We start from the raw sequence: 23,991 nt of genomic DNA, 5'->3' as shown, positions 1-23,991 counted from the left end.
TATAATTCGCTTAACTAAGTTGTTCGGGAAGGATGACACCGTGAGCAAAGGTCGGCTGTTTACCAGTGAGTCGGTAACCGAGGGGCACCCCGACAAGATCTGTGACGCCATCAGCGACTCGGTGCTCGATGCGCTGCTTGCGCAGGATCCCAAGTCCCGTGTCGCGGTCGAGACACTCGTCACCACCGGTCAGGTGCACGTCGTCGGCGAGGTGACGACCTCTGCCAAGGAGGCGTTCGCCGACATCCCCAAGACGGTGCGTGCGCGCATTCTCGAGATCGGCTACGACTCGTCGGAGAAGGGCTTCGACGGCGAGACGTGCGGGGTCAACATCGGCATCGGCGCGCAGTCACCCGATATCGCCCAGGGCGTCGACACCGCCCACGAGACCCGCGTCGAGGGTGCCGCGGACCCGCTCGACCTCCAGGGCGCAGGCGACCAGGGCCTGATGTTCGGCTACGCCATCAAGGACACCCCCGAGCTGATGCCCCTGCCGATCGCGCTGGCGCACCGGCTGGCGCGCCGGCTGACCGAGGTCCGCAAGAACGGCGTGCTGGACTACCTGCGGCCAGACGGCAAGACCCAGGTGACCGTGCAGTACGACGGCACCACCCCGGTGCGCCTCGACACGGTCGTTCTCTCGACGCAGCACGCCGACGGCATCGACCTGGAATCCGGGCTGGCGCCTGACATTCGCGAGAAGGTCGTCAACACCGTCCTTGCCGACCTGAACCACGACACCCTGGACACGTCCGACTTCAGGCTGCTCGTCAACCCGACGGGCAAGTTCGTCCTCGGCGGCCCGATGGGTGACGCGGGCCTGACCGGCCGCAAGATCATCGTCGACACCTACGGCGGCTGGGCCCGCCACGGCGGCGGCGCGTTCTCCGGCAAGGATCCGTCCAAGGTGGACCGGTCCGCCGCGTACGCGATGCGCTGGGTGGCCAAGAACGTCGTCGCGGCCGGCCTGGCCGAGCGCGTCGAGGTGCAGGTGGCCTACGCGATCGGCAAGGCGGCCCCTGTCGGCCTGTTCGTCGAGACCTTCGGCAGCGAGACCGTCGACCCGGCCCGCATCGAGAAGGCCATCACGTCGGTGTTCGATCTGCGGCCGGGCGCCATTGTTCGTGACCTGGACCTGCTGCGCCCGATCTACGCGCAGACCGCGGCGTACGGCCACTTCGGCCGCACCGACATCGACCTGCCGTGGGAGCGGACCAACAAGGTCGACGACCTAAAGGCCTCGGTGTAGTTCCTCCTGCGTCCACTGGTCCTGGGCAGTAGCCGCTTCGGGGCGCGGCGGCACGGAGATTCCAGCAGGATGATGGCCATGGAACACGTGACGTTCTTGCCGACGGTCGACCAGCTGACCTACACCTTCGGCGGGGCCGCTGCGGTGCGGCGCATCAGTCCCGGCACGATTCTGACGCTGTGGACCGAGGACGCCTTCGGCGGCCGGATCACCAGCAAGGACGACGTCGCCAGCGTCGCTCTGGACACCGAAGATCTCAATCCCCAAACCGGTCCGTTCTGGATCGACGGTGCCGAGCCGGGGGACACGCTAGCCATCCACCTGGTCGATCTGACGCCGGCGCGGAGCTGGGGCGCCTCGACGCTGATCCCGTTCTTCGGCGGCCTCACCAGCATCCCGGCCAGCCCGACACTGCAACCCGCGCTGCCCGAGCGCACCTGGATCTACGAATACGATTCGGTCACCGAGACGCTGGGCTTCTCCGCGCTGGGCAGTGAGTTCGAGCTGAGCCTTCCCGCCAACCCCATGCTCGGTACGGTCGGCGTGGCCCCGGCGCGCCGCGAGGTACGCACCTCGCTGGTGCCGGACTACTTCGGCGGCAACATGGACACGCCCGAAATGGCGCCCGGCGCAACCTGTTATCTGCGAGTGAACGTCGACGGCGCGCTGTTCTCCCTCGGTGACGGCCACTATCGGCAGGGCGAAGGCGAATCGTGCGGCACGGCGGTCGAAGGCGCCATGAACGTCACCGCGATCGTCGATCTGATCAAGGGTGGCGGGCCGGCGTGGCCCAGGATCGAAAGCGATACCCACCTGATGTGCATCGGTTCCGGCCGACCGCTCGAAGAGGCGTGGCGGGCCGGCCAGGTCGAGATGATCGGCTGGCTGGGCGAGCTCTACGGACTGGACCGTCTCGACGCCTATCAGTTGCTGACTCAGATTTCGCAGGTTCCCATCGCGAACGTGGTGGACACCAACTACAGCGCCGTGACCAAGATCGACAAGCGGCTGCTGCCGCGGGTTCGGGTGTACGGCGGAATCCATGACGAGATGCGCACCGTCGCACGCTCGTTGGGCGCCATTTCCTACTGACAGACCCACTGACGCGGAACGGGGACGGCATGGAACTCGGATTGACCGGTAAGCGATTCCTGGTGACGGGAGGCACTCGGGGTATCGGCCGGGCGGTGGTCGACGGACTGCTGGCCGAGGGTGCCGCGGTCGCCTACTGCGCCCGCACGTCGGACGCCGTAGCCGCCACTGAGTCCGAGCTGACGGCCGAGGGTGCCACCGCGATCGGAACGGCCGTCGACGTCGGTGATGCTGCGGGATTGACGGATTGGGTGAACGGCAGCGCGAACGCCCTCGGGGGCATCGACGGCGTGGTCGCGAACGTCAGCGCCCTCGCCATTCCGGACAACCGGGAGAACTGGCACACCAGCTTCGACGTCGACCTGATGGGCACGGTGGGTCTGGTGGACGCGGCGTTGCCGCATCTGCTGGCTTGCGGCTCGGGCTCGATCGTCACGATCTCGAGTGTGTCCGGCCGCGAGATCGACTTCGCGTCCGGCCCGTACGGCACGATGAAGGCCGCGATCATCCACTACACCCAGGGACTTGCGTACAACCTCGCCGGCAAGGGAGTACGGGCGAACACGGTCAGCCCCGGAAACACCTACTTCCCCGGCGGGGTGTGGCCGTCGATCGAGGAGAACGACCCGGCGCTGTTCCAGACCGCCCTCGGACTCAACCCGACGGGCCGAATGGCGACCCCCGAGGAAGTCGCCAACGCCGTTGTCTTCCTGAGCAGTTCGGCGGCGAGCTTCATCACCGGCACCAACCTCGTTGTCGACGGCGCACTGACCCGCGGCGTGCAGTTCTGACGGGCGACGCGGTGAACCCGTAGTCCTCGATCGGGAACCGCCGGCTACGCGTACGCCTCCACCGTGGTCGTCGGCCGCAGCGGCACGTTGCCGGTGTCCATCACCTTGAACCCGGTTGCCTCCTGCGGACTCATTCGTCGACGTTCAGCGTCTCGCTGAGCCGCGTGAGGAACCGGCTGAGCCGCACCACCTCGGCCTGGCTGAACTCGTCGGTGAGCAGGTCGTCGATCTCGGCGAGCCTGGCCGATGCGCGCCGCCACGCCGCTCGGCCCGCCGCGGTCAACCGTGCGTCGATGATCCGGGCGGAGACCTCCGACTGGCTGCGTTCGATGTAGCCCTTGCGCTCGAGCGTGGTGATCAGCCCGACCATGGCCTGCGGCGTGCGAACACGGTGCGGGCGAGCTCCGCGGACGAGGCCTTGCGCATGTGGGCCAACGCCTGGATCACGCCGAACTGCGACTTGGTCAGGCCGGTGCCGCGCAGCTTCGCGTCGAGCAACCTCGCCGCGGCTCGTTCGGCGCGCTTGAGCTCCCACGGCAGGTGGGCCACGGAGGGCTCGTACTCGTCGTCTCGCTGGACTGCCATCATTGCCTGGATTGCGCGCCGCTCGGGGGATGCGGCATGGCCGCCTTCGATCGAGCCCAACCCTACCGAGGCGGCGCGGTCGCGGGCGGCAACCAGCCTCGTCCGGCCGACCGGCGTGGATGGGTGAGGTCGGCATCGCCGATTCCGACGAGGACGCCTGGGCCTACCTGGAGGCGGTCACCGAGGGCAAGGTTGCCGCCGCGCAGCGTCGCGCCTTCCTCGACGGGGCGAATCGGATGATCTCGACCTTCGAGAGCGAGACGGGGGTGCGGTTCGAACCGATGCGGGAGTATCCGGACTACGACACCGACCAGCCGGGTGCCAAACCCGGCGGCCGCGCGCTCGAGCCGCTGCCGTTCGACGGCAACCTGCTCGGCGAGGACTTCGCCACCCTGCATCCGTGTTATCCGGGCGAGTTGATCTTCGACCGGTTCATGATGCGCCTGGCCGAGGCGCGTGCCCTGCTGCAACCAGGCGTCAAGCCCAAACTTGGCCTCCTGCGGGGACTTTGGCACTACGCATTGCGCAGCCGGTCCCGCAGGCGGTGGCATGGCCGGGACCCCTATCTGACCCTGGGGCAGGCGCTGACGGCCCGGCTGCGCGCCGAGCTGACGGCAAGGGGGGTGCCGCTGCACCTCGGCACCGCGGTACGACGACTGCTCACCGATGACGGTCGGGTGGTCGGCGTCGAACTGGGTACCGGAGAGCGGATCCTGGCCCGCGCCGGCGTACTGCTCGCCACCGGCGGGTTCGAGCGCAACGACGCGATGCGCCAGCGCTATCAGCACCATCCCGTCGACGCCGGGTGGACGGTCGGTCATGTCGGCAACACCGGCGACGGGCTGACGCTCGCCGAGCAGGCAGGCGCCTGCCTCGACACGGAGATGATGCACAACTGCTGGTGGTCGCCTGCGGTGGTGCCGCCGGGGGAGCCGACCGCCTGGGTGCTGGTGATCGAAAAGAGCCTGCCGTACGGCATTTTCGTGGATCGTGATGGCCGACGCTTCGTCAACGAGGCCAGCAACTACAACAACGTCGGCAAGACGATGTACGAGGCGCAGGCCAAGAACGGCAAGGCCGTGCCGGCCTGGATGATCTTCGACGCCAAGTACCGCAAGAAGTTTCCGATCGGGCCGGTGAAGCCGGGCATGTTGCAGCCAGACCGCAGGGTGCCCGAACGACTGCCACCGGCAACGGGTGGCTGCACAAGGCCGACACGCTCGAGGCGCTGGCGACCGAGATCGGCATTCCCGCCGCGAACCTCGCCGAGAGCATCGAGCGATTCAATGGATTCGCCCGCCAGGGTCACGATCTGGACTTCGGGCGTGGGTCCACGCTCAACGACCTGCACTACTCAGACCGGCGCGTCACCCCGAACCCGTCGCTCGGGCCGATCGAGAAGGCGCCGTTCTACGCCGTTCAGGTGGTGCCGGGTGACCTGGGCACCAAGGCCGGCCTGCGCACCGACGCCGCGGGCCGCGTTCTGGGCGGCGACGGGGCGCCCATCACGGGCCTCTACGCGGCGGGCAACGTCACCTCCAGCGTGATGGGTGGCTCCTATCCGGGGGCAGGCGGCACGCTGGCTCCGGCGATGACGTTCGCGTTCCTCGCCGTGGAGGCCATGTCCACGGACGTGGGCATCGCCCGGTCGCGCGGCAGCCACGGCTGATCGTCCGTCCCCGAAGTCCTACGCCGTGAACTGGTAGTCCTCGAGCGGGAACCGTCTGCTGCGCCAGATCGCCTCAGGCGTGGAGGTGGGGCGCAACGGCACGTCGCCGTTCTGATCGAAGTAGTAACTGTTGGCCAAGCTGCAGCTGTCCTGCCAGAAGATCTGGCGGTGCCGCTTGCGCATCATCTCGGCGAAGAACCGGTCGTTTGCTTCCTGCGATACTTCGACTCGGGTCGCGGACTCGGACGAGGCCCTCTTCAGGCACCGAATGATGTGGTGGGTCTGCGTTTCGATCAGGGCGAAGTACGACGAGCCGACGTAGCCGTACGGGCCCATCACGGTGAAGAAGTTGGGGAAGCCGGGGACACTCACGCCCTCGTACGCCTGAAGGCGCTGCTCGGACCAGAACTTGGCCAGCGACCGCCCGCCCGACCCGGTGACCGGGAACGTCGGAATGCTGTCGACGTCCATCACCTTGAAGCCGGTGGCCAGGATCAGCACGTCGACGTCGCGGGTGGCTCCGTCGGTGGTCGCCACGCCGGACCCGGTGATCTTGTCGATCGGCTCGGTGACAAGCTCCACGTTGTCGCGGTTGTACGTCGCGAGGTAGGTGTTGTGGAATCCCGGACGCTTGCAGCCGACGGCGTAGCGAGGTGTGAGTTTGTCGCGCACCTCTGGGTCGTTGACCTGCTTGCGCAGATACGCCTTGCACATTCGTTCGGCGCGGTGGGCCAACGGGAACACGGTGTAGTACTGGGCGGCGAGCGTGAACGTCAGTTCGACGTATGCCTGGCTGATCAGCCGCTGGATCATCTTGCCGCCGGGTATGCGCATCGCCCAGCGCGCGGGAGCGGGCAGCGGCACGTCCAGCTTCGGCATGCACCAGATCGGGGTCCGCTGAAACACCGTGAGCCGCTCGACGATCGGGGCGATCTCGGGGATCACCTGAACCGCCGATGCGCCGGTGCCGATGATCGCGACGCGCTTGCCCGACAGATCCTGCGAGTGGTCCCACCGTGCGGTGTGCATGGTGATCCCGGCGAAGCTGTCGACACCGTCGATGTCGGGCAGGTTCGGCACGGTCAGGACTCCGCTGGCATTGATCAGGAACCGTGCCGTCAGCGACTCCCCGGTATCCAGATCGATGCGCCAGGAATCGGATTCGTCGTCGAACACCGCAGCCGTCACCTTGGTTCCGAACCGGATCTTGCGTCGCAGACCGTACTTGTCGACGCAGCGGTCGGCGTAGGCCTTGAGCTCGCGGCCAGGGGCGTAGGAGCGGGACCAGTCCGCACTCTGTTCGAACGAGAACTGGTAGGAGAACGACGGAATGTCCACGGCGATACCGGGATAGGTGTTCCAGTACCACGTTCCGCCAGGCTCTTCGCCTGCCTCGATGATCAGGTAGTCGCCGAGTCCGTCCCGGTCGAGTTGAATGCCTGCGCCGATGCCGGAGAACCCGGCGCCGACGATGATGGTGTGGAAGTCGGTCACGAATGAGTCCTCCGTCGTCCAACGACCTGCACCCCGTGCTTGGGCCGCAGCGTCAGTGTTGCCTCGAGTTCGACGGGATGTCCCGGCACCAGGTCGAAGGTGAACCGCTGACTCATGATCGCCGCCATCAGCACCATCTCCATCAATGCGAAGCTCTGCCCGATGCAGATCCGCCGTCCGCCCCCGAATGGAAGATATGCCGACCGCGGCCGCTGTTTGGCCGCATCGCCCAAAAATCGGGCCGGATCGAATTCCTCTGGGTCCGGCCACCAGCGCGCGTCGTGGTGGATCTCGTGGACGGGGACGAGCACCGTGGTGCCCGGGCGGATGTGGTGCCCGTCGATGTCGTCGTGTTCGACGGCCTTGCGCCCGATCATCCATACGGCGGAGTAGTAGCGCTGCGACTCCTGTACGCAGGCAGTGGTCCATGGCAGCTCGGCCAAGTCGGAGGCGGTGGGCCGACGACGATCGAGCACGTCGTCGATCTCTGCGAGCATCCGGTCCCGCGCGTGGGGGTTCTGAGTCAGCAGATACCAAAGCCACGACATCGCGTTCGCCGTGGTCTCGTGGCCGGCGAGCATGAAGGTCAGTGCCTCGTCGCGGATCCGTTTGCGCGGCCACGTCCCGTTGTCGGCCTGGAACAGGACGTTGAGCAGGTCGGCGGATTCGGTCGGATGCGCGATGCGGTCGTCGAGCACGTCGTTGACGGCGGTATCCAACGTCAACACGATCTTCTGTCCTTCCCGTAATGGCGGTGGCAGGGGGATTCCCGAGAACGTGCTCCAGGTCATCGCGTTGTAGACCGGTCGTGGCAGGAGCCCCAGAAGTCCGATTCTGGAGAGCCGCTCCGTGCGCCGCAGGCCGCGGGTGGTGAGGTCCTTCATGCTCTGCACGATCGGGCCGAAGTCCTGGCTGAACAGCGCATTCGCGACGACCCGCAGCGTCGTTTCGACCATCGTCGCGTGCATGTCGAACTCGACGTCGTCACCCCGGTCGGCGAGGTCGTCGGTGATCCGTTCGATCGGGTCGATCATCAGGTCCACCAGTTCGTTGAGGTGGCGCCGCGCGAACGTGGGATTCAGGCTGGTCCGATGCGCGGCCCAGGAGTAGCCCTCATCAGTCAGCAAGTTGATGCCCGCGGCCGCCCGGATGGGCTCGTATTCGTTGGACTTGACGTAACGCAGCCGGGCGGTGTGCAGGACGTGATCGATGTAGTCGGGGTGGGTGATCGATACGAAACGCCTTCCACCGCACCGGAATCGGGTGACGTCGTGCTGACGTGCCCGGGCCAGGAAGCCGCGATCGGCATCGAAACCGATGGTGATCGCCTCGCGCGTCATGGTCCAGGTGCTCAGTCGCGCCGCCGGTGCCGCCATGAATCGAGCGTATGAGCCCCGCGGCGGCGTCGGAATGGGACTATGGGACAGAGAGTTGGGAGTTTAGGACACATGGCATCGACGACGTGGTCGCCCGATCTGCGGCGTCCGGTCTACACGACCCGCGTGCTGTGCGAGGTCGCCAACGAGCGCGGAGTCGCGACATCCGACATCCTCGCGGGCACGGGGATCGGGCCGGGTGACCTCAATGATCCCGAAGCGGTGGTGGCGGCGTCGGATGAGATCGTCGCGGTGCGCAGGCTTCTGGCCGCGCTTCCGGACCCCGCCGGGCTCGGCATCGACGTGGGCAGCAGGTTCCGATTGACCCATCTCGGCTTGTTTGGTTTCGCGTCGATGTCGTGTGCGACGTTCCGTGAGCTCTTCGACGTGTCGATGCGATATTTCTCGCTGACTATGCTGAACATCGAGATCAAGCTGTTCGAGGGAGCCGAAAGCTGCCTATTGGAGTTCGAGGTCGATCATCTGCCTGCCGATGTGCGCGGCTTCTTCCTCGAGCGTGATGTCGCCAGCATCGTCACGACGGTCAGCGAATTCGCCCTTCCGGTCGTTGCCCGGTATGCCGACCAGCTGATCGTCGAGGCAACCCTCGACAAGGAGGTCGTCGCGCCGCTGATGGAGCTCCTGCCGGTCGTGAGTAGAGAGTTCGGCCGTGCGCACAACCGTATGCACTTTCCGCGCGCGATGTTCGACGAGCCACTGCCACAAGCGGTTAGCCACACACTGCAGATGTGCATCGCGCAGTGCGACGTGCTGATGCAGCGCAACGAGCAACGGCGCGGCATTACCGCGGTGGTGCGCTCCAAGCTGTTTCGGGAATCCGGCCGGTTCCCGACGCTGCCGGAGATGGCCGCGGAGCTGGACGTGCATCCGCGAACGCTGCGGCGGCAGCTGGCCGAGGAGGGCACGTCCTTCCGGGCGCTGCTGAACGAGGCCCGCTCGACGCTGGCCGTCGACCTGCTGTGCAACGTCGGTCTGACGGTGGAGCAGGTGTCGAAGCGGTTGGGCTACACCGACACCTCGACGTTCTGCCATGCGTTCAAGCGCTGGCACGGCGTGCCCCCGAGGGCCTACCCGCGTAGCGGTTAATGCTCCGGCCACCGACCGTCCGCCTTGGCGGCATCGATCTGGAATTGCCCCGCCTCGCGCATCCGCCCGCTGGCCAAGAGTCGTTGCACCCGTTCGACATTGGACTTCGACCAGGCGCTCTTGGGCTTGCGCGGGCTGAACCGCTGGATGCGCGAGACCTCGTCGTGACCGCGTGCCAGGCTGTCGATCCAGCCGAAGCACAGCGCGATCTCGACCGCTTCGGCGTAGGGCAGTGGCACGTCGCCCGCGCCCTTGTTGAACAGTCGCAGCCACACCTCGGTCACCGTGTCGTGGTTGACCTCCAGCCACTGCTCCCACTGGGCCGGGGACCGCACGTCGAGGACGAACCGTTCGGTGTCCGCCACGGCTACGGGTGCAGCGCGGCCCGCAGCGCCGCCAGCCCCCGGTTGGTGGCCTCGGCGGCCGCAGGAGAGGCGAGCGCGAGGCTGGCGTATCCGTGCACCATCGTGGGCTCGTTGCTCCGTTCCACGGGAACGCCTGCAGCGGAGAGCATTTCGGCGTAGCGGCCGCCATCGTCGCGCAGCGGGTCGTGCTCGGCGGTACCGATGAACGCCGGCGGCAGGCCCGCCAGCGTGGCCGCATTCGCGGGGGCGACATCGATCGGCAACGACGTGGGATCGCTGGCGTCCACCCCCGGCAGGTACCACGTCAGGAAGGCGTCGATGACGTCACGGGTAAGCATCGGTGCGTCGGCGTTCTCGGTGAACGAGGGTGCCGATTGGTCACCGACCGCGGACGGGTACCAGAGCAGCTGGAACACCAGGGGCGGACCGCCGGCATCGCGCGCCCGCAGCGCCATCACGGCCGACAGGTTGCCGCCAGCCGAGTCGCCGGCCACCGCGATGCGGGCAGGATCACCGCCGAGTTCGGCGGCGTGCTCGCCGACCCAGCGCAGCGCGGCCCAGGCGTCCTCGACGCCTGCCGGGAACGGATGTTCGGGGGCGAGCCGGTAGTCGACCGACACGACGATGGCCTCGGCGCCGATCGCATGTGTTCGTGCCAAGAGATCGTGGGTGTCCAGATCGCCGATCGCCCAGCCGCCGCCGTGATAGAAGACCACGATCGGCAGGTTCTGATGTGCCTCGATGGGCGGCCAGTAGATGCGCACCGGAATGTCGGCCAACTCGCCATACCCGACGGTGCGTTCCTCGATCCGCATGTCCGGCGACATCTCCGACGGCGGCGTCATCGCACGCATTCTCTCGCGGGCCACCTCGACACCGTCGTCGATGGTGAACTCCAGCGGCACCGCCTCCAACAGTGTCTTGAGAATCGGGTCGATCTCTGGCCGCGTCGTCGAGGTATCCGTCATGGGCCTCACGTTAGCGCGGTGCGCAATGGGTGGGTCTACTGGTTCCTCAGCCGCTGGTAAAGCTCGAACGAGGCGCGTTCCACCCAGTTGCACAGCAGCTTTCCGTCGTCGCGTGCCGCCCACACGGCGGTACCCGTCATGGCGAAGTCGTCGACCACGAACCTGTCGACGGCCAACGCGTGCACGATGTCGACCGAATTCTTCTGCTCATGCGCGGTGCAACGCTTCGCGCAAGGCCGACAATCCGCGGTCGGTGGCCTCGGTCGCCGCAGGTACCACGCCCGCGTAGCCGAGGTAGCCGTGCACCAGGCTGGTGGCGTTGTGGACCTCGACGGCCACTCCCGCTGCGGCCAGCAGTTCGCCGTAGCACACGCCGTCGTCGCGCAGCGGGTCATACCCGGCGACCGCGATGTAGGCCTGTGGCAGACCGGTGAGGCTTTCGGCCTTGGCGGGCACCAGCGTGGCCGGCGGGTTCTTCAGGTCGACGTGGCCTGCGTACCAACGGGACAAGCCGCCGACCGCACGGACGGCGAGCACCGGTGCGTCGGCGTTCTCGGTGAACGACGGCAGCGAGGTGTCCCACGTGGTCGCCGGATACCACAGCAGCTGAAATCGGATCGCAGGCCCGCCCGCGTCGCGCGCCAGCAGTGCGACCACCGCGGCGAGGTTGCCACCCGCCGAATCGCCCGCGATGGCAAGGCGTCGGGGGTCCCCGCCGAGCTCGGCGGCGTGTTCTGCAGCCCATCGCGTGGCCGCCCACACGTCATCGACGGCGGCGGGGAACGGATGCTCGGGTGCCAGCCGGTAGTCCACCGACACCACCAGGGCGCCCGCGCCCACCGCGTGCTGTCGTGCGGTGCCGTCGTAGGTGTCGAGGTCCCCGACGACCCACCCGCCGCCATGGAGGAACACCACGACCGGCGGCGGCGCGGCGCCCGTCTCCGGTGGCCAGTACACCCGGACCGGGATCGGGCCCGCCGGTCCGTCGACGGTGCGGTCCTCGACGCGCAGTTCGGGGTGCACGGGCCGACGCGGCAGGTCGCGGAATCGTTGCCGGGACGCCTCGGGGCCTCCGTCGGTTGTGAACTGGAACGGCACGGCTTCCAGTACCTTCTGCAGGATGGCGTCGAGGGGTGTGGAGTTGGCTGCGGGCTCGTCGGCGGCTGGCATCACCACACCGTATCCGCGGCGTAGTACCCGACTGCTATGGGTGGCGGCAGCCGTCGTCGGCGCCGGCTACGGGGTGTTCCTGATCGCCGCCGCGACGAGCTTGCCATCGGGTGCCGAACTCACCGGCCAGTTCCCCGGCCAGCCCGCGGTCAAGGCGGCGGCGGCCGTCCTGCTCGCGATCGCCGCGCTCGGTCATCCGATCCGGTGCGAACGCCGCTGGCTGGTCGCGGCGCTCGCCTTGTCCGCCGCGGGGGACTTCCTACTCGCGATGCCGTGGTGGGAGCCGTCGTTCGTGTTGGGGCTCGGCGCGTTCCTGGTCGCACACCTGTGTTTCCTCGCCGCACTGGTCCCGCTGGCGACCCACAGCGCGCCGCGGTTGGCTGGCGCGGCGGTGCTCGTCGCCGCGTGCGTCGCGCTGCTGATCTGGTTCTGGCCGCGACTGATCGCCGAGGGGATGGCCGTCCCGGTGACGCTGTACATGGCGGTGCTTGGCGCGATGGTGTGCGCCGCGCTGTTGGCGCGGTTGCCGACGCCGTGGACGGCGCTGGGTGCGGTGTGCTTCGCGGTGTCCGACGGCATGATCGGGATCGGCAAGTTCGTCTTGCAGTCCGAGGTGCTGGCGGTGCCGATCTGGTGGGCCTACGCCACGTCGTTGCTGTTGATCACCGCGGGGTTCTTCTTCGGCCGCGGACGCGTGGCGTCGGTTGGCTCTGCTAAACCGACACCGTGAGCACGGATCGGCGGGCAGTCCGCGCAAGCGCGGCTCCAGCGCAGCGACCGGGGGATGGGCAGCGGCGCGCAGCCGAGCACGAACCCGTCGCGCGGGTGGTGCCGATGCTGTCGGTGCCGCACCTCGACCGTGACTTCGACTACCTCGTCTGGGCCGAGCAGTCCGACGACGCGCAGCCCGGTGTGCGTGTGCGGGTGCGCTTCCACGGCCGGCTCGTCGATGCCTTCATCCTCGAAAGGCGTTCGGACACAGACCATGTCGGCAAGCTCGGCTGGTTGGACCGGGTGGTGTCCGCCGAACCCGTGCTGACCTCCGACGTGCGCCGCCTGGTCGACGCGGTCGCCACCCGATACGCGGGCACCCGTGCCGACGTGCTGCGGCTGGCGGTTCCGCCACGGCACGCAGGAGTCGAGAAGCAGGCCGTAGCCGATCTGCCCGCGGCAGTGCCGATCGCCGTCGACCCGACGGCGTGGGCGTCGTACGGCCGCGGTGAGCAGTTTCTCGATGCGCTCGGCGAGGGCCGTGCCGCTCGCGCGGTCTGGCAGGCGCTGCCGGGGGAGCCGTGGGCCGATCGGCTGGCCGAGGCGGGGGCGGTGGTGGTGAACGCCGGCCGCGGCGCACTGATCATCGTGCCGGACCAGCGCGATGTCGACGCCCTGCATGCCGCCGCGGTGCGGCACGTCGACGAGACCAGGGTGGTGGCACTGTCGGCAGGCCTCGGTCCCGCCGAGCGCTACCGCCGGTGGCTGGCCGCGCTGCGTGGTCGCGCCCGACTGGTGATCGGCACCAGGAGCGCGGTCTTCGCGCCGGTCGCCGACCTCGGTCTGGTGATGGTGTGGGACGACGGTGACGACACCCTGGCCGAGCCCCGTGCGCCGTACCCGCATGCGCGCGAGGTGGCCATGCTGCGGGCCCACCAGGTGCGCTGCGCGGCGCTGATCGGCGGCTACGCCCGCACCGCCGAAGGGCAGGCGCTGGTGCGCACCAAGTGGGCGCACGACCTGGTGGCGTCGCGGCCGGTGGTGCGGGCCCGCACCCCGCGGGTCATCGCGATCGACGACAGTGCGTTCGCGCAGGAACGCGACGCGGCTTCCCACACCGCACGGTTGCCGACGATGTCGCTGGACGCCGCGCGGGCCGCGCTCAACGCGCAGCGGCCGGTACTCGTCCAGGTGCCACGGCGGGGTTACGTGCCCGCGCTGGCCTGCGGTCGCTGCCGGACCATCGCCCGCTGCAGGCACTGCACCGGGCCGATGTCACTGCCGGAACGCGACCACGCCGGGGCGGTCTGCCGGTGGTGCGGCCGGACCAACCCCGCTCTGCGCTGCGTGCGGTGCGGATCCGATGCCGTGCGTGCCGTCGTCGTGGGAGCGCGCCGCACGGCCGAGGAGCTCGGCCGCGCGTTTCCCGGCACCACCGTCGTCACGTCCGGCGGGGACGCCGTCATCGGCACCGTGCCGGACGCGCCGGCTCTCGTCGTCGCGACCCCCGGCGCCGAACCGGTCGCCGAAGGCGGCTACGGGGCGGCGCTGCTGCTCGACGGCTGGGCGCTGCTCGGCAGGCAGGATCTGCGCGCCGCCGAGGACGCGCTGCGACGGTGGATGGCCGCAGCCGCCCTGGTCCGCCATCGGGGTGACGGCGGCGTGGTCGCCATCGTCGCGGAATCGTCCATCCCGACCGTGCAGGCGCTCATCCGGTGGGATCCGGTGGCGCACGCCGAATCCGAACTCGACGCCAGGACCGAGGTCGGGTTGCCTCCCGCGGTGCACATGGCCGCCATCGACGGGGCGCCCGCCGCGACGGCCGCCCTGCTCGACACCGCCCACCTGCCCGACGACGCGCAGGTGCTCGGCCCCGTCGAACTGCCCCCTGGTGCGCGGCGGCCCGCCAGTGGCGCCGAGGCCACCGGCCCGGTGATGCGAATGCTGGTGCGGGTGCCGCGCGACGGCGGCCTGGCCCTTGGGGCGACGCTGCGCCGCGCCACCGGCGTGATGAGTGCTCGTCACGATCAACAGCCCGTTCGTGTGCAGATCGACCCGTTGCACATAGGGTAGGTCGGACTTGGGGGCGCGCGGTGTCAACACCGAGCCGAGCGGGAGGTGGCATGCGGCGGCTGTTCGGCTGGTTGCTCCTTCTGGGGCTGATCGCGGTTGGATTGCTGTGGCCGCACGTGCTCAGCAGCGCAGGCGGCGCGGGCGCGGCCAACGATCCAGTCGTGTTCAGCAACTACCAGGCCGACTTCACCGTGTCCGAGGACGGCACGCTCGACGCGGTGGAGACCATCACCGGCGAGTTCCCATCCGGGCGGCACGGCATCTTTCAGTTCTGGGACGTGGCCAATCAGAACAGCCCACGGGTGCGGCAGAAGCCCGAGATCACCTCGATTCTGCTCGACGGCGAACCGGCCCCGTATCAAATGCTGTGGGAGGACGGGGAGCGACTCCGGGTGGCCAAGATCGGTGACCCGGACACGACGCTGTCGCCGGGCACCCACGTCTACGAGATCCGCTACACCATCCCCGGCGTGCTCGACCCCGGCAGCACCGGCGAGAACAAGCAGTTCGCCACCAGCACCGGCGATCCCAATTCCACCTCGGCGTTCTACTGGAACGTCATCGCGCCGTCGTGGAACAACCAGATCCAGCGCGCGCACATCAGGGCGACCTTGCCAGGCGATGTCACCGGCGCCCAGTGTTCGGTCGGCCGGGGCAACGGACGCGCCTGTTCCGATCTGACCGTCGCAGGCAACACCGTCGAGTTCTCCGCAGGCGGCCTGCCCCCACGCACCCCGGTCACGTTGCGCGCAGGCGTCGACGTGCCCGTGCCGCCACGGATCAGCCTGCCGTGGTCGTATACGTGGGACCGGATCCTCGGCCAGTCGGTGACGGGCGTCGCGTGGATCCTCGGCCTGTCCGTGGTCGCTGGCGTCGGTGCCTACCTCTGGTACCGCACCACCGTCGAACCACCACCGGGTTTCCCACTGCAGTACGCGCCGCCGCCCGGTCTGGGACCCGTGCAGACCGAGTACATCCGCACCGAGAGCGTGCCCAAGAACGGTCTGACCGCCACGCTGTTCTACCTCGGAGAGCGCGGCCTGGTCGAACTGAAGCAGGCAGGCGACGGGTGGCGCGTCCAGAGCATCGCCGAACGCGCAGCGTGGGCCGACGTGGACCCGGTCACCGTGGCGGTAGCGCACGCGCTCAAGATCAACACTCCCGGTGCCGAGTTCGAAGCGAACGAGTCCGTGCACTCGGGGCAGAAACTCAGCACGGCCAAGACCGCCATGGCCGCGGCGGTGAAGAAGTGGGCCATCAAGGACGGCCTGCTGGTCCCGCGCAAGAAGGAACTCTGGATCCGCACGGCGGGCATGGTCGCCGCGGTCCTCGCGGTGTGCGGCTTCTTCCGCTGGGGTTTCCCAGCCACGATGTGGGGCCTGCCGTTCGCGGTATTCTTCGCCGTCACGGTGCGGGCGTGGGCCGACGGCGTCGGCACCCGCCGTACGGAGGCAGGCCGCCAGTTGTGGTCGCAGGCAGGCGGATTCCACCGGCTACTGGCCACCGACTCCGCCGAGACCCGGTTCGACTTCGGCGCCCGCAAGGATCTCTACAGCGCCTATGTCCCGTTCGCCGTTGCGGCAGGCACTGCCGCGTTGTGGGCGAAGAAGTACAAAGACACGACGGGTGCCGTTGCGCCGCAACCGGGCTGGTACCACACATCGTCGTCCACCGGCTGGGGCATTGCCGGCGGCTCGGGCGGGCCGAGTTTCGACAGCTTCGAATCGGCGCTGTCATCGTCGATTGGGGCCTACACCGCGTCGCAGTCGTCGTCCTCGTCGAGCTCAAGCAGTGGGGGCTCAAGCGGTGGCGGCGGTGGCGGTGGCGGCGGCGGAGGAGGAGGAGGCTCGTGGTGACATTCTTGCTGATCCTGGTACTGGTGATACTGGTCCTGGTGTTGATCGGCTTCGTGCTGGGCTACAACAAGATTCGGTCCGCCGACGTGCGGGTCTCGGAGGCGCTGTCCGGCATCGACGTGGAGTTGACCCGCCGCGCGTCGCTGATCCCCAGCCTGGTGCACACCGTGCAGACCTTCGCGTCCCACGAGAAGGGCATCCTCGACCACGTCACGGACGCCCGCACGGCGCTGACGTCGGCCACCGGAGGGAAGTCGGTGGCGCAACGCAGTGCGGCCGAACGGGAGCTCGACACCGCGGTCGGCCAGGTGCTCGCGCTCGGGCAGAGCTACCCGCAGCTCAACTCGTCGAACAACTTTCTGAACCTGCAGGACAACCTCGCGGACACCGAGAACAAGCTGGCGTTTGCCCGCCAGTACTACAACGACGCGGTGGCCGCCCTGAACCGGACCATCGCCACGATCCCCTGGACCTTCGTCGCGCCGCTGGCCGGGGTGTCGGAGCGCGAGTACTACCAGATTCCGGCGTGAGTTTCTGGAAAGCCATGCGGATCGTCTTCGCCGGTACTCCCGAGGCCGCCCTGCCGTCCCTGCGCCGGCTCGTCGACTCGCCGCATCACGACGTGGTCGCGGTGCTGACCCGGCCCGACGCGGTGGCGGGCCGCAGGGGACGGCCCCGGCCGTCACCCGTCGCCGAACTCGCTCTCGAACAAGGCATCCCGGTCTTGCGGCCCGCGCGCCCCAACGGCGACGAATTCGTCGCCGAACTGGCCGATCTGGCACCCGACAGCTGCGCGGTGGTGGCCTACGGCGCGCTGCTGCGCGACGGCCTGCTGGCAGTACCGCGGATCGGCTGGATCAACCTGCACTTCTCGCTGCTGCCCGCGTGGCGGGGCGCCGCGCCGGTGCAGGCCGCCATCGCCGCCGGAGACGCGGTGACGGGCGCGACGACGTTCCTGATCGAGCCCAGCCTGGACTCGGGGCCGGTGTTCGGCGTCGTCACCGAGACGATCCGTCCGACCGACACCGCAGGGGACCTCCTCGGGCGGCTGTCGAACTCCGGTGCCGTCCTGCTGGAGTCGACGCTGGACGGCGTCGCCGACGGAACGCTCGCTGCCGTGCCTCAACCGACGGACGGCATCACCGTCGCGCCCAAGATCACCGTCGAGGAGGCGCGAGTGCGCTGGGACCTGCCCGCCCACGTCGTGGATCGGCGCATCCGTGCCGTCACCCCCAATCCCGGCGCATGGACGATGATCGGGGACCTGCGGGTCAAGGTCGGACCGGTCACCGTATCTTATCGAGATCCGTTGCCGCCCGGCGTGATCCGGGTCGAACGCGCCGGCGTCATGATTGGCACGGCGTCCCAGCCGGTGCTGTTGGGCTCGATCCAGCCACCAGGCAAGAAGGAGATGAACGCCGCCGATTGGGCCCGCGGTGCGCGCCTGGACGAGAACGCACGCGCCGAATGAACAGGCCGAGCCAGCGGCGACCACGCCGCAAGCCCCTCGACCCCGCCCGCCAGGCCGCCTTCGACGTGCTGCGCGCGGTGTCGGCGCGCGACGCATACGCCAACCTCGCGTTGCCCGCCATGCTGCGCGAGCGCGAAATCACCGGCCGGGACGCCGCGTTCGCCACCGAACTCACCTATGGCACCTGCCGCGCCATCGGTCTGCTCGACGCCGTGATCGCCCACACAGCGAACCGGCCCACCGACCAGATCGACCCGGTGTTGCTCGACCTGCTCCGGCTCGGCGCCTACCAACTGCTGCGGATGCGCGTCGATGCCCACGCCGCGGTTGACACCACGGTGGAGCAGGCGGCCATCGAATTCGACACGGCGCGTGCCGGTTTCGTCAACGGTGTGCTCCGCAACATCTCCAAGCGCGACGAGGCGTCGTGGGTCGCGGAGCTCGCGCCACCGGCGGACACCGACCCGGTCGGGCACATCGCCTTCGCTCACGCGCACCCCCGATGGATCGCCCAGGCGTTCGCCGACGCGCTCGGTGCGGACGCGGGCCAGCTGGGCGCACTTCTGGCCAACGACGACGAGCGGCCGGAGGTCCACCTGGCCGCGCGGCCGGGGGCGCTGACCGCCGACGAGCTGGCAGTGGCGGTGCATGGCACCCCCGGTCGCTACTCGCCCTACGCGGTCTACCTCCACGGCGGGGACCCCGGCCAGCTGGAGCCGGTCCGCGACGGGCAGGCGCTGGTGCAGGACGAGGGCAGCCAGTTGGTGGCAAGAGCGCTGACCCTGGCACCCGTCGACGGAGACACGGGTCGGTGGCTGGACCTGTGCGCTGGCCCCGGCGGCAAGACGGCGCTGCTGGCCGCGATCGGTGTCGCAGCGGGGGCCCGGGTGACGGCCGTCGAACCGACACCGCACCGCGCCGAATTCGTCGAACGGAACACCGTCGGACTGGACGTGGAGGTGCTGCGGGTCGACGGCCGCGATTCCGGGCTGCCCGCCGCCTCCTTCGACCGCGTGCTGGTCGACGCGCCGTGTACGGGTCTTGGCGCGCTGCGGCGCAGGCCAGAGGCGCGCTGGCGGCGTCAACCCGGTGACGTGTCCGCTCTGGCGAAGCTGCAACGCGAGCTGCTGGCCTCGGCCATCGCGTTGACCCGCCCCGGTGGCGTTGTGCTGTACGCGACGTGTTCGCCGCACCTTGCCGAGACCGTCGGCGTGGTGGCCGACGCCATTCGCCGCCAGCCCGTGCGGGCGATCGACGCCCGCCCGCTGTTCGAGCCCGTCGACGAACTCGGCGACGGGCCCTACGTGCAGCTGTGGCCGCATCGGCATGGGACGGACGCGATGTTCGCGGCATGCCTCCAAGTAAGCTGACCGCCATGCCAGCACCCCTGATCGCGCCGTCGATCCTGGCCGCCGACTTCGCGCGGTTGTCCGACGAGACGGCCGCGGTGGCCGGCGCCGACTGGCTGCACGTCGACGTCATGGACAACCACTTCGTGCCGAATCTCACGCTGGGGCTACCAGTGGTCGAGAGCCTGCTCAAGGTCACCGACATCCCGATGGACTGCCACCTAATGATCGACGACCCGGCCCGCTGGGCGCCGCCCTATGCGGAGGCCGGCGCGTACAACGTGACGTTTCACGCGGAGGCGACCGATGATCCCCGCGGCGTTGCCCGCGACATCCGCGCCGCGGGCGCCAAGGCGGGGCTGTCCGTCAAGCCCGGCACGCCGATCGAGCCGTACCTGGAGATCCTGCGCGACTTCGACACGATCCTGGTGATGTCGGTCGAGCCAGGATTCGGTGGCCAGAAGTTCATCCCCGAGGTGCTCTCCAAGGTTTCGGCCGTGCGCAGGCTCGTCGACGCGGGCGAGCTGACCATCGTCGTGGAGATCGACGGCGGCATCAACGCCGACACCATCGAAGCCGCCGCGGAGGCGGGCGTGGACTGTTTCGTCGCCGGCTCAGCCGTCTATAGCGCGGCCGACCCGTCCGCCGCGGTCGAGTCGTTGCGCAGGCAGGCGGCCGCGGCGGCCCATCACCTGACGTGGTGAACGCCGAAGCGGCCATGCGGCTGGCCATCGACCTGTCCGAACAGGTCAAGGGCAGCACTTACCCCAATCCGCCCGTGGGTGCGGTGATCCTGGACCGCGACGGTGACATCGCGGGCGTCGGCGCCACCGAGCCGCCGGGCGGGCCGCACGCCGAGGTAGTGGCGCTGCGGCGGGCGGGGGAGCGGGCCAGGGGTGGTACGGCCGTCGTCACGCTGGAACCGTGCAACCACCACGGGCGGACACCACCATGCGTCGATGCCCTTGTCGCAGCAGGTGTTTCGGCGGTCTCGTATGCGGTCGCCGACCCCAATCCCGTCGCGGCGGGCGGGTCGGCGCGACTGGCCGAGGCCGGCATCCAGGTGACGACCGGAGTGCTCGCCGACGACGTGGCCGGCGGTCCATTGCGCGAGTGGCTGCACAAGCAGCGCACCGGAAAGCCGCACCTCACTTGGAAGTTCGCCACCAGCGTGGACGGGCGCAGCGCAGCGGCCGACGGCAGCAGCCAGTGGATCACCAGCGAGGCGGCACGGGCGGACGTGCACCGGCGCCGCGGCGCCGCCGACGCGATAGTGGTCGGTACCGGCACCGTCTTCGCCGACGATCCGGCGCTCACCGCGCGACTGCCCGACGGCAGCATCGCCGAGCGCCAGCCGTTGCGCGTCGTCGTGGGCGAACGCGAAATATCCTCAGAGGCACGGGTTTTGAACGAGGACTCGCGGACGATGGTGATCCGTACCCGCGATCCGCTCGAGGTCGTTCGGGCGCTGTCGGACCGCACCGACGTGATCGTGGAGGGAGGGCCCACGTTGGCAGGAGCATTTCTGCGGGCGGGCGTGATCGACCGCATCCTGGCCTACGTCGCTCCGATCCTGCTGGGCGGCCCGATCGCCGCGGTCGACGACGTCGGCGTGCTGAGCATCGCGCAGGCGCACCGATGGCGGTTCGACGGCATGGAACGGATCGGCCCGGACGTCCTCCTCAGCCTGGTGCCGAGCTGAGCTGCATGAATTCCCATCCCGGGTGAGATCTGGAATTCCTTTGCCGCCGAATGTGACTCCCGTCACTGCGTCTTGGCCTCCGTTGGGCGACTCGTTATCAGTTCGATATCCGCACGGCGGGTCGCGCAGCGATCTTGACCATGGTCCGCCCGTAGACTCGTAGGTGAGTTTGGGTCACCGGCCCGCACCGCCCATATCGCGTCTTCACCGCCGACGTTCGCGCGACGGGAAGCCACGAACAAAGGACGATGAGCATGACTGCATTGCAGGACTGGCTCAGCTTTCGCCCAGTCGATCAGAGCGCAATCAAGGAAATGGTGTGCCGTCCGCTGCGCGCAGTGCTGAGCACTCCGGACGCCGCCGAGAGCACCGAGCCCAAGGTTCTCCAGCCCGGCATCGAGCGCTGCTGACGCGCTAGCGCTCGGCCGAGATCACCTCGGTCGCCGGGTCGGCGGAGTCGTCGGCGTGTTCGTTCCGACCGCTGATGAACAGACCCAGCACCGCGCCCACCACGCAGACCAACGCGGTGATGCCGAATATCTCGCCGTACTGCAGTGCGAATGCTTCGACGGATGCCTTCGCAACCCGAGCCGCTCCGGCAGCCAGTTGGCCGAGCGGTGAATCGGCCTTCGGTGCCGGCTGCGCGGCCAGCGTCTCCTGCAGGATCTGGTTGAACCGGTACAACCCCCAGGCGGACAGCGCGGCGACCCCGACCAACATGCCGGTCATCCGGGCGACGACCACCGCCGACGACGCGATGCCGTGCTGGGCCGGGGGGACCACCCGCAGCGCTGCCGAGGTCAGCGGTCCGATCACCAGGCCGAGCCCCAGGCCGGCCAACGCCAGGTCGGTGTCCATGGCGGGCAGCGTGAACAGCCCGAAATCGTGGCGGGCGGCCAGCAGGTCCACCGGCCAGTGCGAGATCAGCCAGTACGCGAACGCGGCGATCAGCAGACCGATGAAGGTGATGATCCGATCACCGACCCGGGTCGCCAGCCACCCTCCGAGCAGTGCGCCGACGGGCAGCGCCACCAGGAACCGCATCAGCAGGAACGCGGCCTCGTTCTGGTCAAGCGACAACACGCCCTGACCGAACAGCTCCACGTTGACCAGGGTGACCATCAGCGCGGCGCCTGCGGCGAACGAGGCGCCGAGGGCACACAGGAACGGCCGGAAGTGCACGCCCACCGGGTCGATCAACTTGGTGCGCGCGAACCGCTCCCACGCGAAGAACGCCACGGCGGCCACCGCGGCCCCGGCCAGCAGCCACCCGCCTCCACTCGGCAGCACCTGCTTTCCGTCGGGTGCCGGGTTGTAGAGACCGAACACGACCAGGATGAGCGTGATCGCGAGCAGTACCCCACCAACGAGGTCGATCTTCTCCGGAGGCCCGCCCTTCTGCTTCGAGGGAAGGCTGAAGTGGATCATCACCATCGCCAGTGCGGCCAGTGGCACGTTGATCCAGAACACGTCGCGCCAGGAGTTCAGTGCCCAGACCACCGCGATGCCGTAGAGCGGGCCCAGCACGCTGCCGAGTTCCTGTGCCGCACCGATACCGCCCAGCACGGCGGCGCGGTTGCGCTGCGCCCACAGGTCGGCGGCAAGGGCCAGGGTGACGGGAAGTATCGCCCCGCTGGCCGTGCCCTGCACGATGCGGCCGATCACCAGAATGGTCAGGTCGGACGACGACGCGGTGACGACGGAGCCGGCGGCGAACCCCGCCAGGCTGATCTGAATCAGCAGCTTGCGGCCGAACCGGTCGGAGGCGCGACCAAGCAGGGGCATCGCAGCGATGTAGCCGACCAGATAGCCGGTGATGATCGGCGCCACCCGTTGGATCTGGTTCACCGGAATGCCGATACCGGCAGGCGGTGCCGCCATGATGTCGCGGATCACCGTCACCACGACGTAGGTGTCGAGGGCCCCGAGCAATACCGCCAAGCCGCCTGCGGTGATCGCCAATCGGCGGTTCGTGCCCGCCGGCGCGTCTGCTGCGTGCGCCATCACACCGCGGGCTTGGTGACGGTGACGGGCTTGCCCCAGTCCGACATCGTCATCTGCACGCTGTTGCCCGGCGTCGGTTCCAGCTTCGCCTGCACCAGGTCGTGCTTGTCGCCCTCGGTCACCCAGGCCGTTCCCGGCACCGGGCCCTTGGCGGCGATCTGCGGGGCGATCTTGTTGACGGCGTCGGCGCTCACGGTTCCGGTGATCTTGACCGTCGCAACGCCGTTCACGGTCTCGCGCCCGTCGGTCTTGGGATCGGAGAAGTTGGCCAGCACGTTGGCCAGGCCATTGTCCGGGCTCAGGATCGCCGATACGTCGTAGATGTCGGCGGCGGGTCCGAAGTCCTGCCAGCTGTCCGGCGTGATCGCGCCGTAGAGCGTGCCGTCGGCGACGACGAAGGACACCCCCTCCAACTTCTGACCAAGGAACACGATGTCGGCCTTGCCCTGGGCAGCGACGGCAGGGACGTTGGTCAGATCGCCGGTCATCGACGCAATCGGCAGTTCCTTGATCTCACCGTTGACGGTCAGCTGCAGGTGAACGCTCTGCTGAGCCCTGGTGGCCGCTTGGGAGTCCTTCAGCAGCGTGGCCGCGTCGGGCAGTGCGGCGTCGGCCTTCTTGTCCGACGAGCAGCCAGCGGTGAGGGCGGCCGCCGTGAGGAGTGCGGTGAGCAGGGATACGAGCACGGCAATGCGAGGGCGCGTCTGCATGACTGCATCGTAGAGGGTCAGCGCGGGTGGACCTGTTGCCCGGGCACCCGGTAGAAAGGGAATCATGGGTTCTGAGCTGGACTTTCGCCCTGTGCCTGCCGGGACGGGCGATGGCGCTGCTCTGGTGGCGGCGATGATCGACGAGATGCGCGAGCTCTACTGGGACATCGCGGGCGGTCTCGATCTCAACTCACCAGACATGCCGAAGGCCACGCCCGCCGAGCTGGGTCCGCCGGCGGGCGTGTTCCT

25 protein-coding genes and 3 pseudogenes are annotated in these 23,991 nt (G+C 68.8%); 17 read left to right on the top strand and 11 right to left on the bottom strand.

The window, feature by feature from the left end; all coding sequences use genetic code 11:
- The first annotated feature begins 40 nt into the window (after positions 1-40).
- From metK to QOC69_RS33445, 3 genes are all read left to right on the top strand, one after another.
- A complete protein-coding gene (metK, locus tag QOC69_RS33455) occupies positions 41-1,249 on the top strand; it encodes a methionine adenosyltransferase (protein WP_526446781.1) in 1,209 nt (402 codons plus the stop codon).
- A 78-nt stretch (positions 1,250-1,327) separates the two neighbouring features.
- A complete protein-coding gene (locus tag QOC69_RS33450) occupies positions 1,328-2,341 on the top strand; it encodes an acetamidase/formamidase family protein (RefSeq protein WP_526446780.1) in 1,014 nt (337 codons plus the stop codon).
- 29 nt (positions 2,342-2,370) lie between these two features.
- Entirely contained in the window at positions 2,371-3,132 is a 762-nt protein-coding gene (locus tag QOC69_RS33445; protein WP_526446779.1) for an SDR family NAD(P)-dependent oxidoreductase, read from the top strand.
- A gap of 19 nt (positions 3,133-3,151) precedes the next feature.
- On the opposite strand, the pseudogene QOC69_RS33440 reads toward QOC69_RS33445, so the two are convergent.
- The 3 genes and pseudogenes from QOC69_RS33440 to QOC69_RS33430 all read right to left on the bottom strand — a co-directional run.
- Positions 3,152-3,224: pseudogene (locus QOC69_RS33440) on the bottom strand (hypothetical protein); the annotation flags it as partial.
- A gap of 38 nt (positions 3,225-3,262) precedes the next feature.
- Positions 3,263-3,502, bottom strand: coding sequence for a winged helix DNA-binding protein (locus tag QOC69_RS33435; protein ID WP_526446778.1), 240 nt, complete (start codon positions 3,500-3,502; stop codon positions 3,263-3,265).
- Positions 3,490-3,720, bottom strand: coding sequence for a winged helix DNA-binding protein (locus tag QOC69_RS33430; RefSeq protein ID WP_526446777.1), 231 nt, complete (start codon positions 3,718-3,720; stop codon positions 3,490-3,492). The genes QOC69_RS33435 and QOC69_RS33430 overlap by 13 nt, the downstream gene beginning before the upstream one ends.
- 26 nt (positions 3,721-3,746) lie before the next feature.
- On the opposite strand from QOC69_RS33430, the pseudogene QOC69_RS33425 reads away from it, so the two are divergent.
- The 3 genes and pseudogenes from QOC69_RS33425 to QOC69_RS33415 all read left to right on the top strand — a co-directional run.
- A pseudogene (locus QOC69_RS33425) lies at positions 3,747-4,811 on the top strand (FAD-binding protein); the annotation flags it as partial.
- A pseudogene (locus QOC69_RS33420) lies at positions 4,805-5,239 on the top strand (FAD-binding protein); the annotation flags it as partial. The pseudogenes QOC69_RS33425 and QOC69_RS33420, both read left to right, overlap by 7 nt.
- Positions 5,240-5,263: 24 nt before the next feature.
- On the top strand, positions 5,264-5,386 hold the full coding sequence (locus tag QOC69_RS33415) for a hypothetical protein (RefSeq protein WP_526446776.1): 123 nt from the start codon (positions 5,264-5,266) through the stop codon (positions 5,384-5,386).
- An 18-nt stretch (positions 5,387-5,404) separates the two neighbouring features.
- On the opposite strand, the gene QOC69_RS33410 is transcribed toward QOC69_RS33415, so the two are convergent.
- The gene (locus QOC69_RS33410; protein WP_526446775.1) at positions 5,405-6,880 is read right to left on the bottom strand and encodes a flavin-containing monooxygenase; all 1,476 of its coding nucleotides are present in this window, start codon (positions 6,878-6,880) and stop codon (positions 5,405-5,407) included.
- Positions 6,877-8,256, bottom strand: coding sequence for a cytochrome P450 (locus QOC69_RS33405; protein WP_526446774.1), 1,380 nt, complete (start codon positions 8,254-8,256; stop codon positions 6,877-6,879). Before QOC69_RS33405 ends, QOC69_RS33410 begins: the two co-directional genes overlap by 4 nt.
- A gap of 72 nt (positions 8,257-8,328) precedes the next feature.
- Here QOC69_RS33405 and QOC69_RS33400 point away from each other — a divergent pair, with 72 nt between their 5' ends.
- Entirely contained in the window at positions 8,329-9,363 is a 1,035-nt protein-coding gene (locus QOC69_RS33400) for a helix-turn-helix transcriptional regulator (RefSeq protein ID WP_526446773.1), read from the top strand.
- Here the strand turns inward: QOC69_RS33400 and QOC69_RS33395 are convergent.
- From QOC69_RS33395 to QOC69_RS33380, 4 genes are read right to left on the bottom strand one after another with little or no spacing between them, the layout of a single operon-like run.
- A complete protein-coding gene (locus QOC69_RS33395; RefSeq protein WP_526446772.1) occupies positions 9,360-9,728 on the bottom strand; it encodes a YdeI/OmpD-associated family protein in 369 nt (122 codons plus the stop codon). The genes QOC69_RS33400 and QOC69_RS33395 overlap by 4 nt on opposite strands.
- A gap of 2 nt (positions 9,729-9,730) precedes the next feature.
- Complete coding sequence (locus tag QOC69_RS33390) at positions 9,731-10,696, bottom strand: alpha/beta hydrolase (protein ID WP_526446771.1); 966 nt, start codon at positions 10,694-10,696, stop codon at positions 9,731-9,733.
- Positions 10,697-10,731: 35 nt separating this feature from the next.
- Positions 10,732-10,881 (bottom strand): hypothetical protein, encoded by a 150-nt coding sequence (locus QOC69_RS33385; protein ID WP_526446770.1) that lies wholly within the window; start codon positions 10,879-10,881, stop codon positions 10,732-10,734.
- A gap of 22 nt (positions 10,882-10,903) precedes the next feature.
- On the bottom strand, positions 10,904-11,866 hold the full coding sequence (locus tag QOC69_RS33380; protein ID WP_526446769.1) for an alpha/beta hydrolase: 963 nt from the start codon (positions 11,864-11,866) through the stop codon (positions 10,904-10,906).
- 40 nt (positions 11,867-11,906) lie between these two features.
- On the opposite strand from QOC69_RS33380, the gene QOC69_RS33375 reads away from it, so the two are divergent.
- The 9 genes from QOC69_RS33375 (at position 11,907) to QOC69_RS33335 (ending at position 21,438) form a co-directional block, all read left to right on the top strand.
- Positions 11,907-12,596: a lysoplasmalogenase family protein gene (locus QOC69_RS33375; protein ID WP_526446768.1), complete on the top strand. Its 690-nt coding sequence runs from the start codon at positions 11,907-11,909 to the stop codon at positions 12,594-12,596.
- Between the two features lie 104 nt (positions 12,597-12,700).
- On the top strand, positions 12,701-14,650 hold the full coding sequence (locus tag QOC69_RS33370) for a primosomal protein N' (protein ID WP_526446792.1): 1,950 nt from the start codon (positions 12,701-12,703) through the stop codon (positions 14,648-14,650).
- Positions 14,651-14,700: 50 nt separating this feature from the next.
- Positions 14,701-16,506 (top strand): DUF2207 domain-containing protein, encoded by a 1,806-nt coding sequence (locus QOC69_RS33365; protein WP_526446767.1) that lies wholly within the window; start codon positions 14,701-14,703, stop codon positions 16,504-16,506.
- On the top strand, positions 16,500-17,036 hold the full coding sequence (locus QOC69_RS33360; RefSeq protein WP_526446766.1) for a LemA family protein: 537 nt from the start codon (positions 16,500-16,502) through the stop codon (positions 17,034-17,036). Before QOC69_RS33365 ends, QOC69_RS33360 begins: the two co-directional genes overlap by 7 nt.
- Positions 17,037-17,050: 14 nt before the next feature.
- Complete coding sequence (gene fmt / locus QOC69_RS33355) at positions 17,051-17,977, top strand: methionyl-tRNA formyltransferase (RefSeq protein ID WP_526446791.1); 927 nt, start codon at positions 17,051-17,053, stop codon at positions 17,975-17,977.
- Positions 17,974-19,347: a transcription antitermination factor NusB gene (locus QOC69_RS33350; protein ID WP_526446765.1), complete on the top strand. Its 1,374-nt coding sequence runs from the start codon at positions 17,974-17,976 to the stop codon at positions 19,345-19,347. The genes fmt and QOC69_RS33350 overlap by 4 nt, the downstream gene beginning before the upstream one ends.
- A gap of 5 nt (positions 19,348-19,352) precedes the next feature.
- Positions 19,353-20,030, top strand: a complete 678-nt coding sequence (rpe, locus tag QOC69_RS33345) for a ribulose-phosphate 3-epimerase (protein WP_526446764.1) — start codon at positions 19,353-19,355, stop codon at positions 20,028-20,030.
- On the top strand, positions 20,027-21,028 hold the full coding sequence (gene ribD, locus QOC69_RS33340; RefSeq protein WP_526446763.1) for a bifunctional diaminohydroxyphosphoribosylaminopyrimidine deaminase/5-amino-6-(5-phosphoribosylamino)uracil reductase RibD: 1,002 nt from the start codon (positions 20,027-20,029) through the stop codon (positions 21,026-21,028). The genes rpe and ribD overlap by 4 nt, the downstream gene beginning before the upstream one ends.
- Positions 21,029-21,282: 254 nt before the next feature.
- On the top strand, positions 21,283-21,438 hold the full coding sequence (locus QOC69_RS33335) for a hypothetical protein (RefSeq protein WP_526446762.1): 156 nt from the start codon (positions 21,283-21,285) through the stop codon (positions 21,436-21,438).
- Positions 21,439-21,442: 4 nt separating this feature from the next.
- Here QOC69_RS33335 and QOC69_RS33330 read toward each other — a convergent pair whose 3' ends face one another.
- A complete protein-coding gene (locus tag QOC69_RS33330; protein WP_526446761.1) occupies positions 21,443-23,032 on the bottom strand; it encodes an MFS transporter in 1,590 nt (529 codons plus the stop codon).
- Positions 23,032-23,742, bottom strand: a complete 711-nt coding sequence (locus QOC69_RS33325; protein ID WP_526446760.1) for an LppX_LprAFG lipoprotein — start codon at positions 23,740-23,742, stop codon at positions 23,032-23,034. The genes QOC69_RS33330 and QOC69_RS33325 overlap by 1 nt, the downstream gene beginning before the upstream one ends.
- A gap of 64 nt (positions 23,743-23,806) precedes the next feature.
- Here QOC69_RS33325 and QOC69_RS33320 point away from each other — a divergent pair.
- The coding region (locus QOC69_RS33320) for a hypothetical protein (protein ID WP_526446759.1) at positions 23,807-23,991 on the top strand (185 nt) is incomplete at its 3' end.

Source organism: Mycobacterium sp. (assembly GCF_032162105.1).
In the GTDB taxonomy this organism is placed as follows: Bacteria; Actinomycetota; Actinomycetes; order Mycobacteriales; family Mycobacteriaceae; genus Mycobacterium.
The sequence above is the reverse complement of the archived record's forward strand: the minus strand, read 5'-3'. Positions and strand labels throughout refer to the sequence as shown.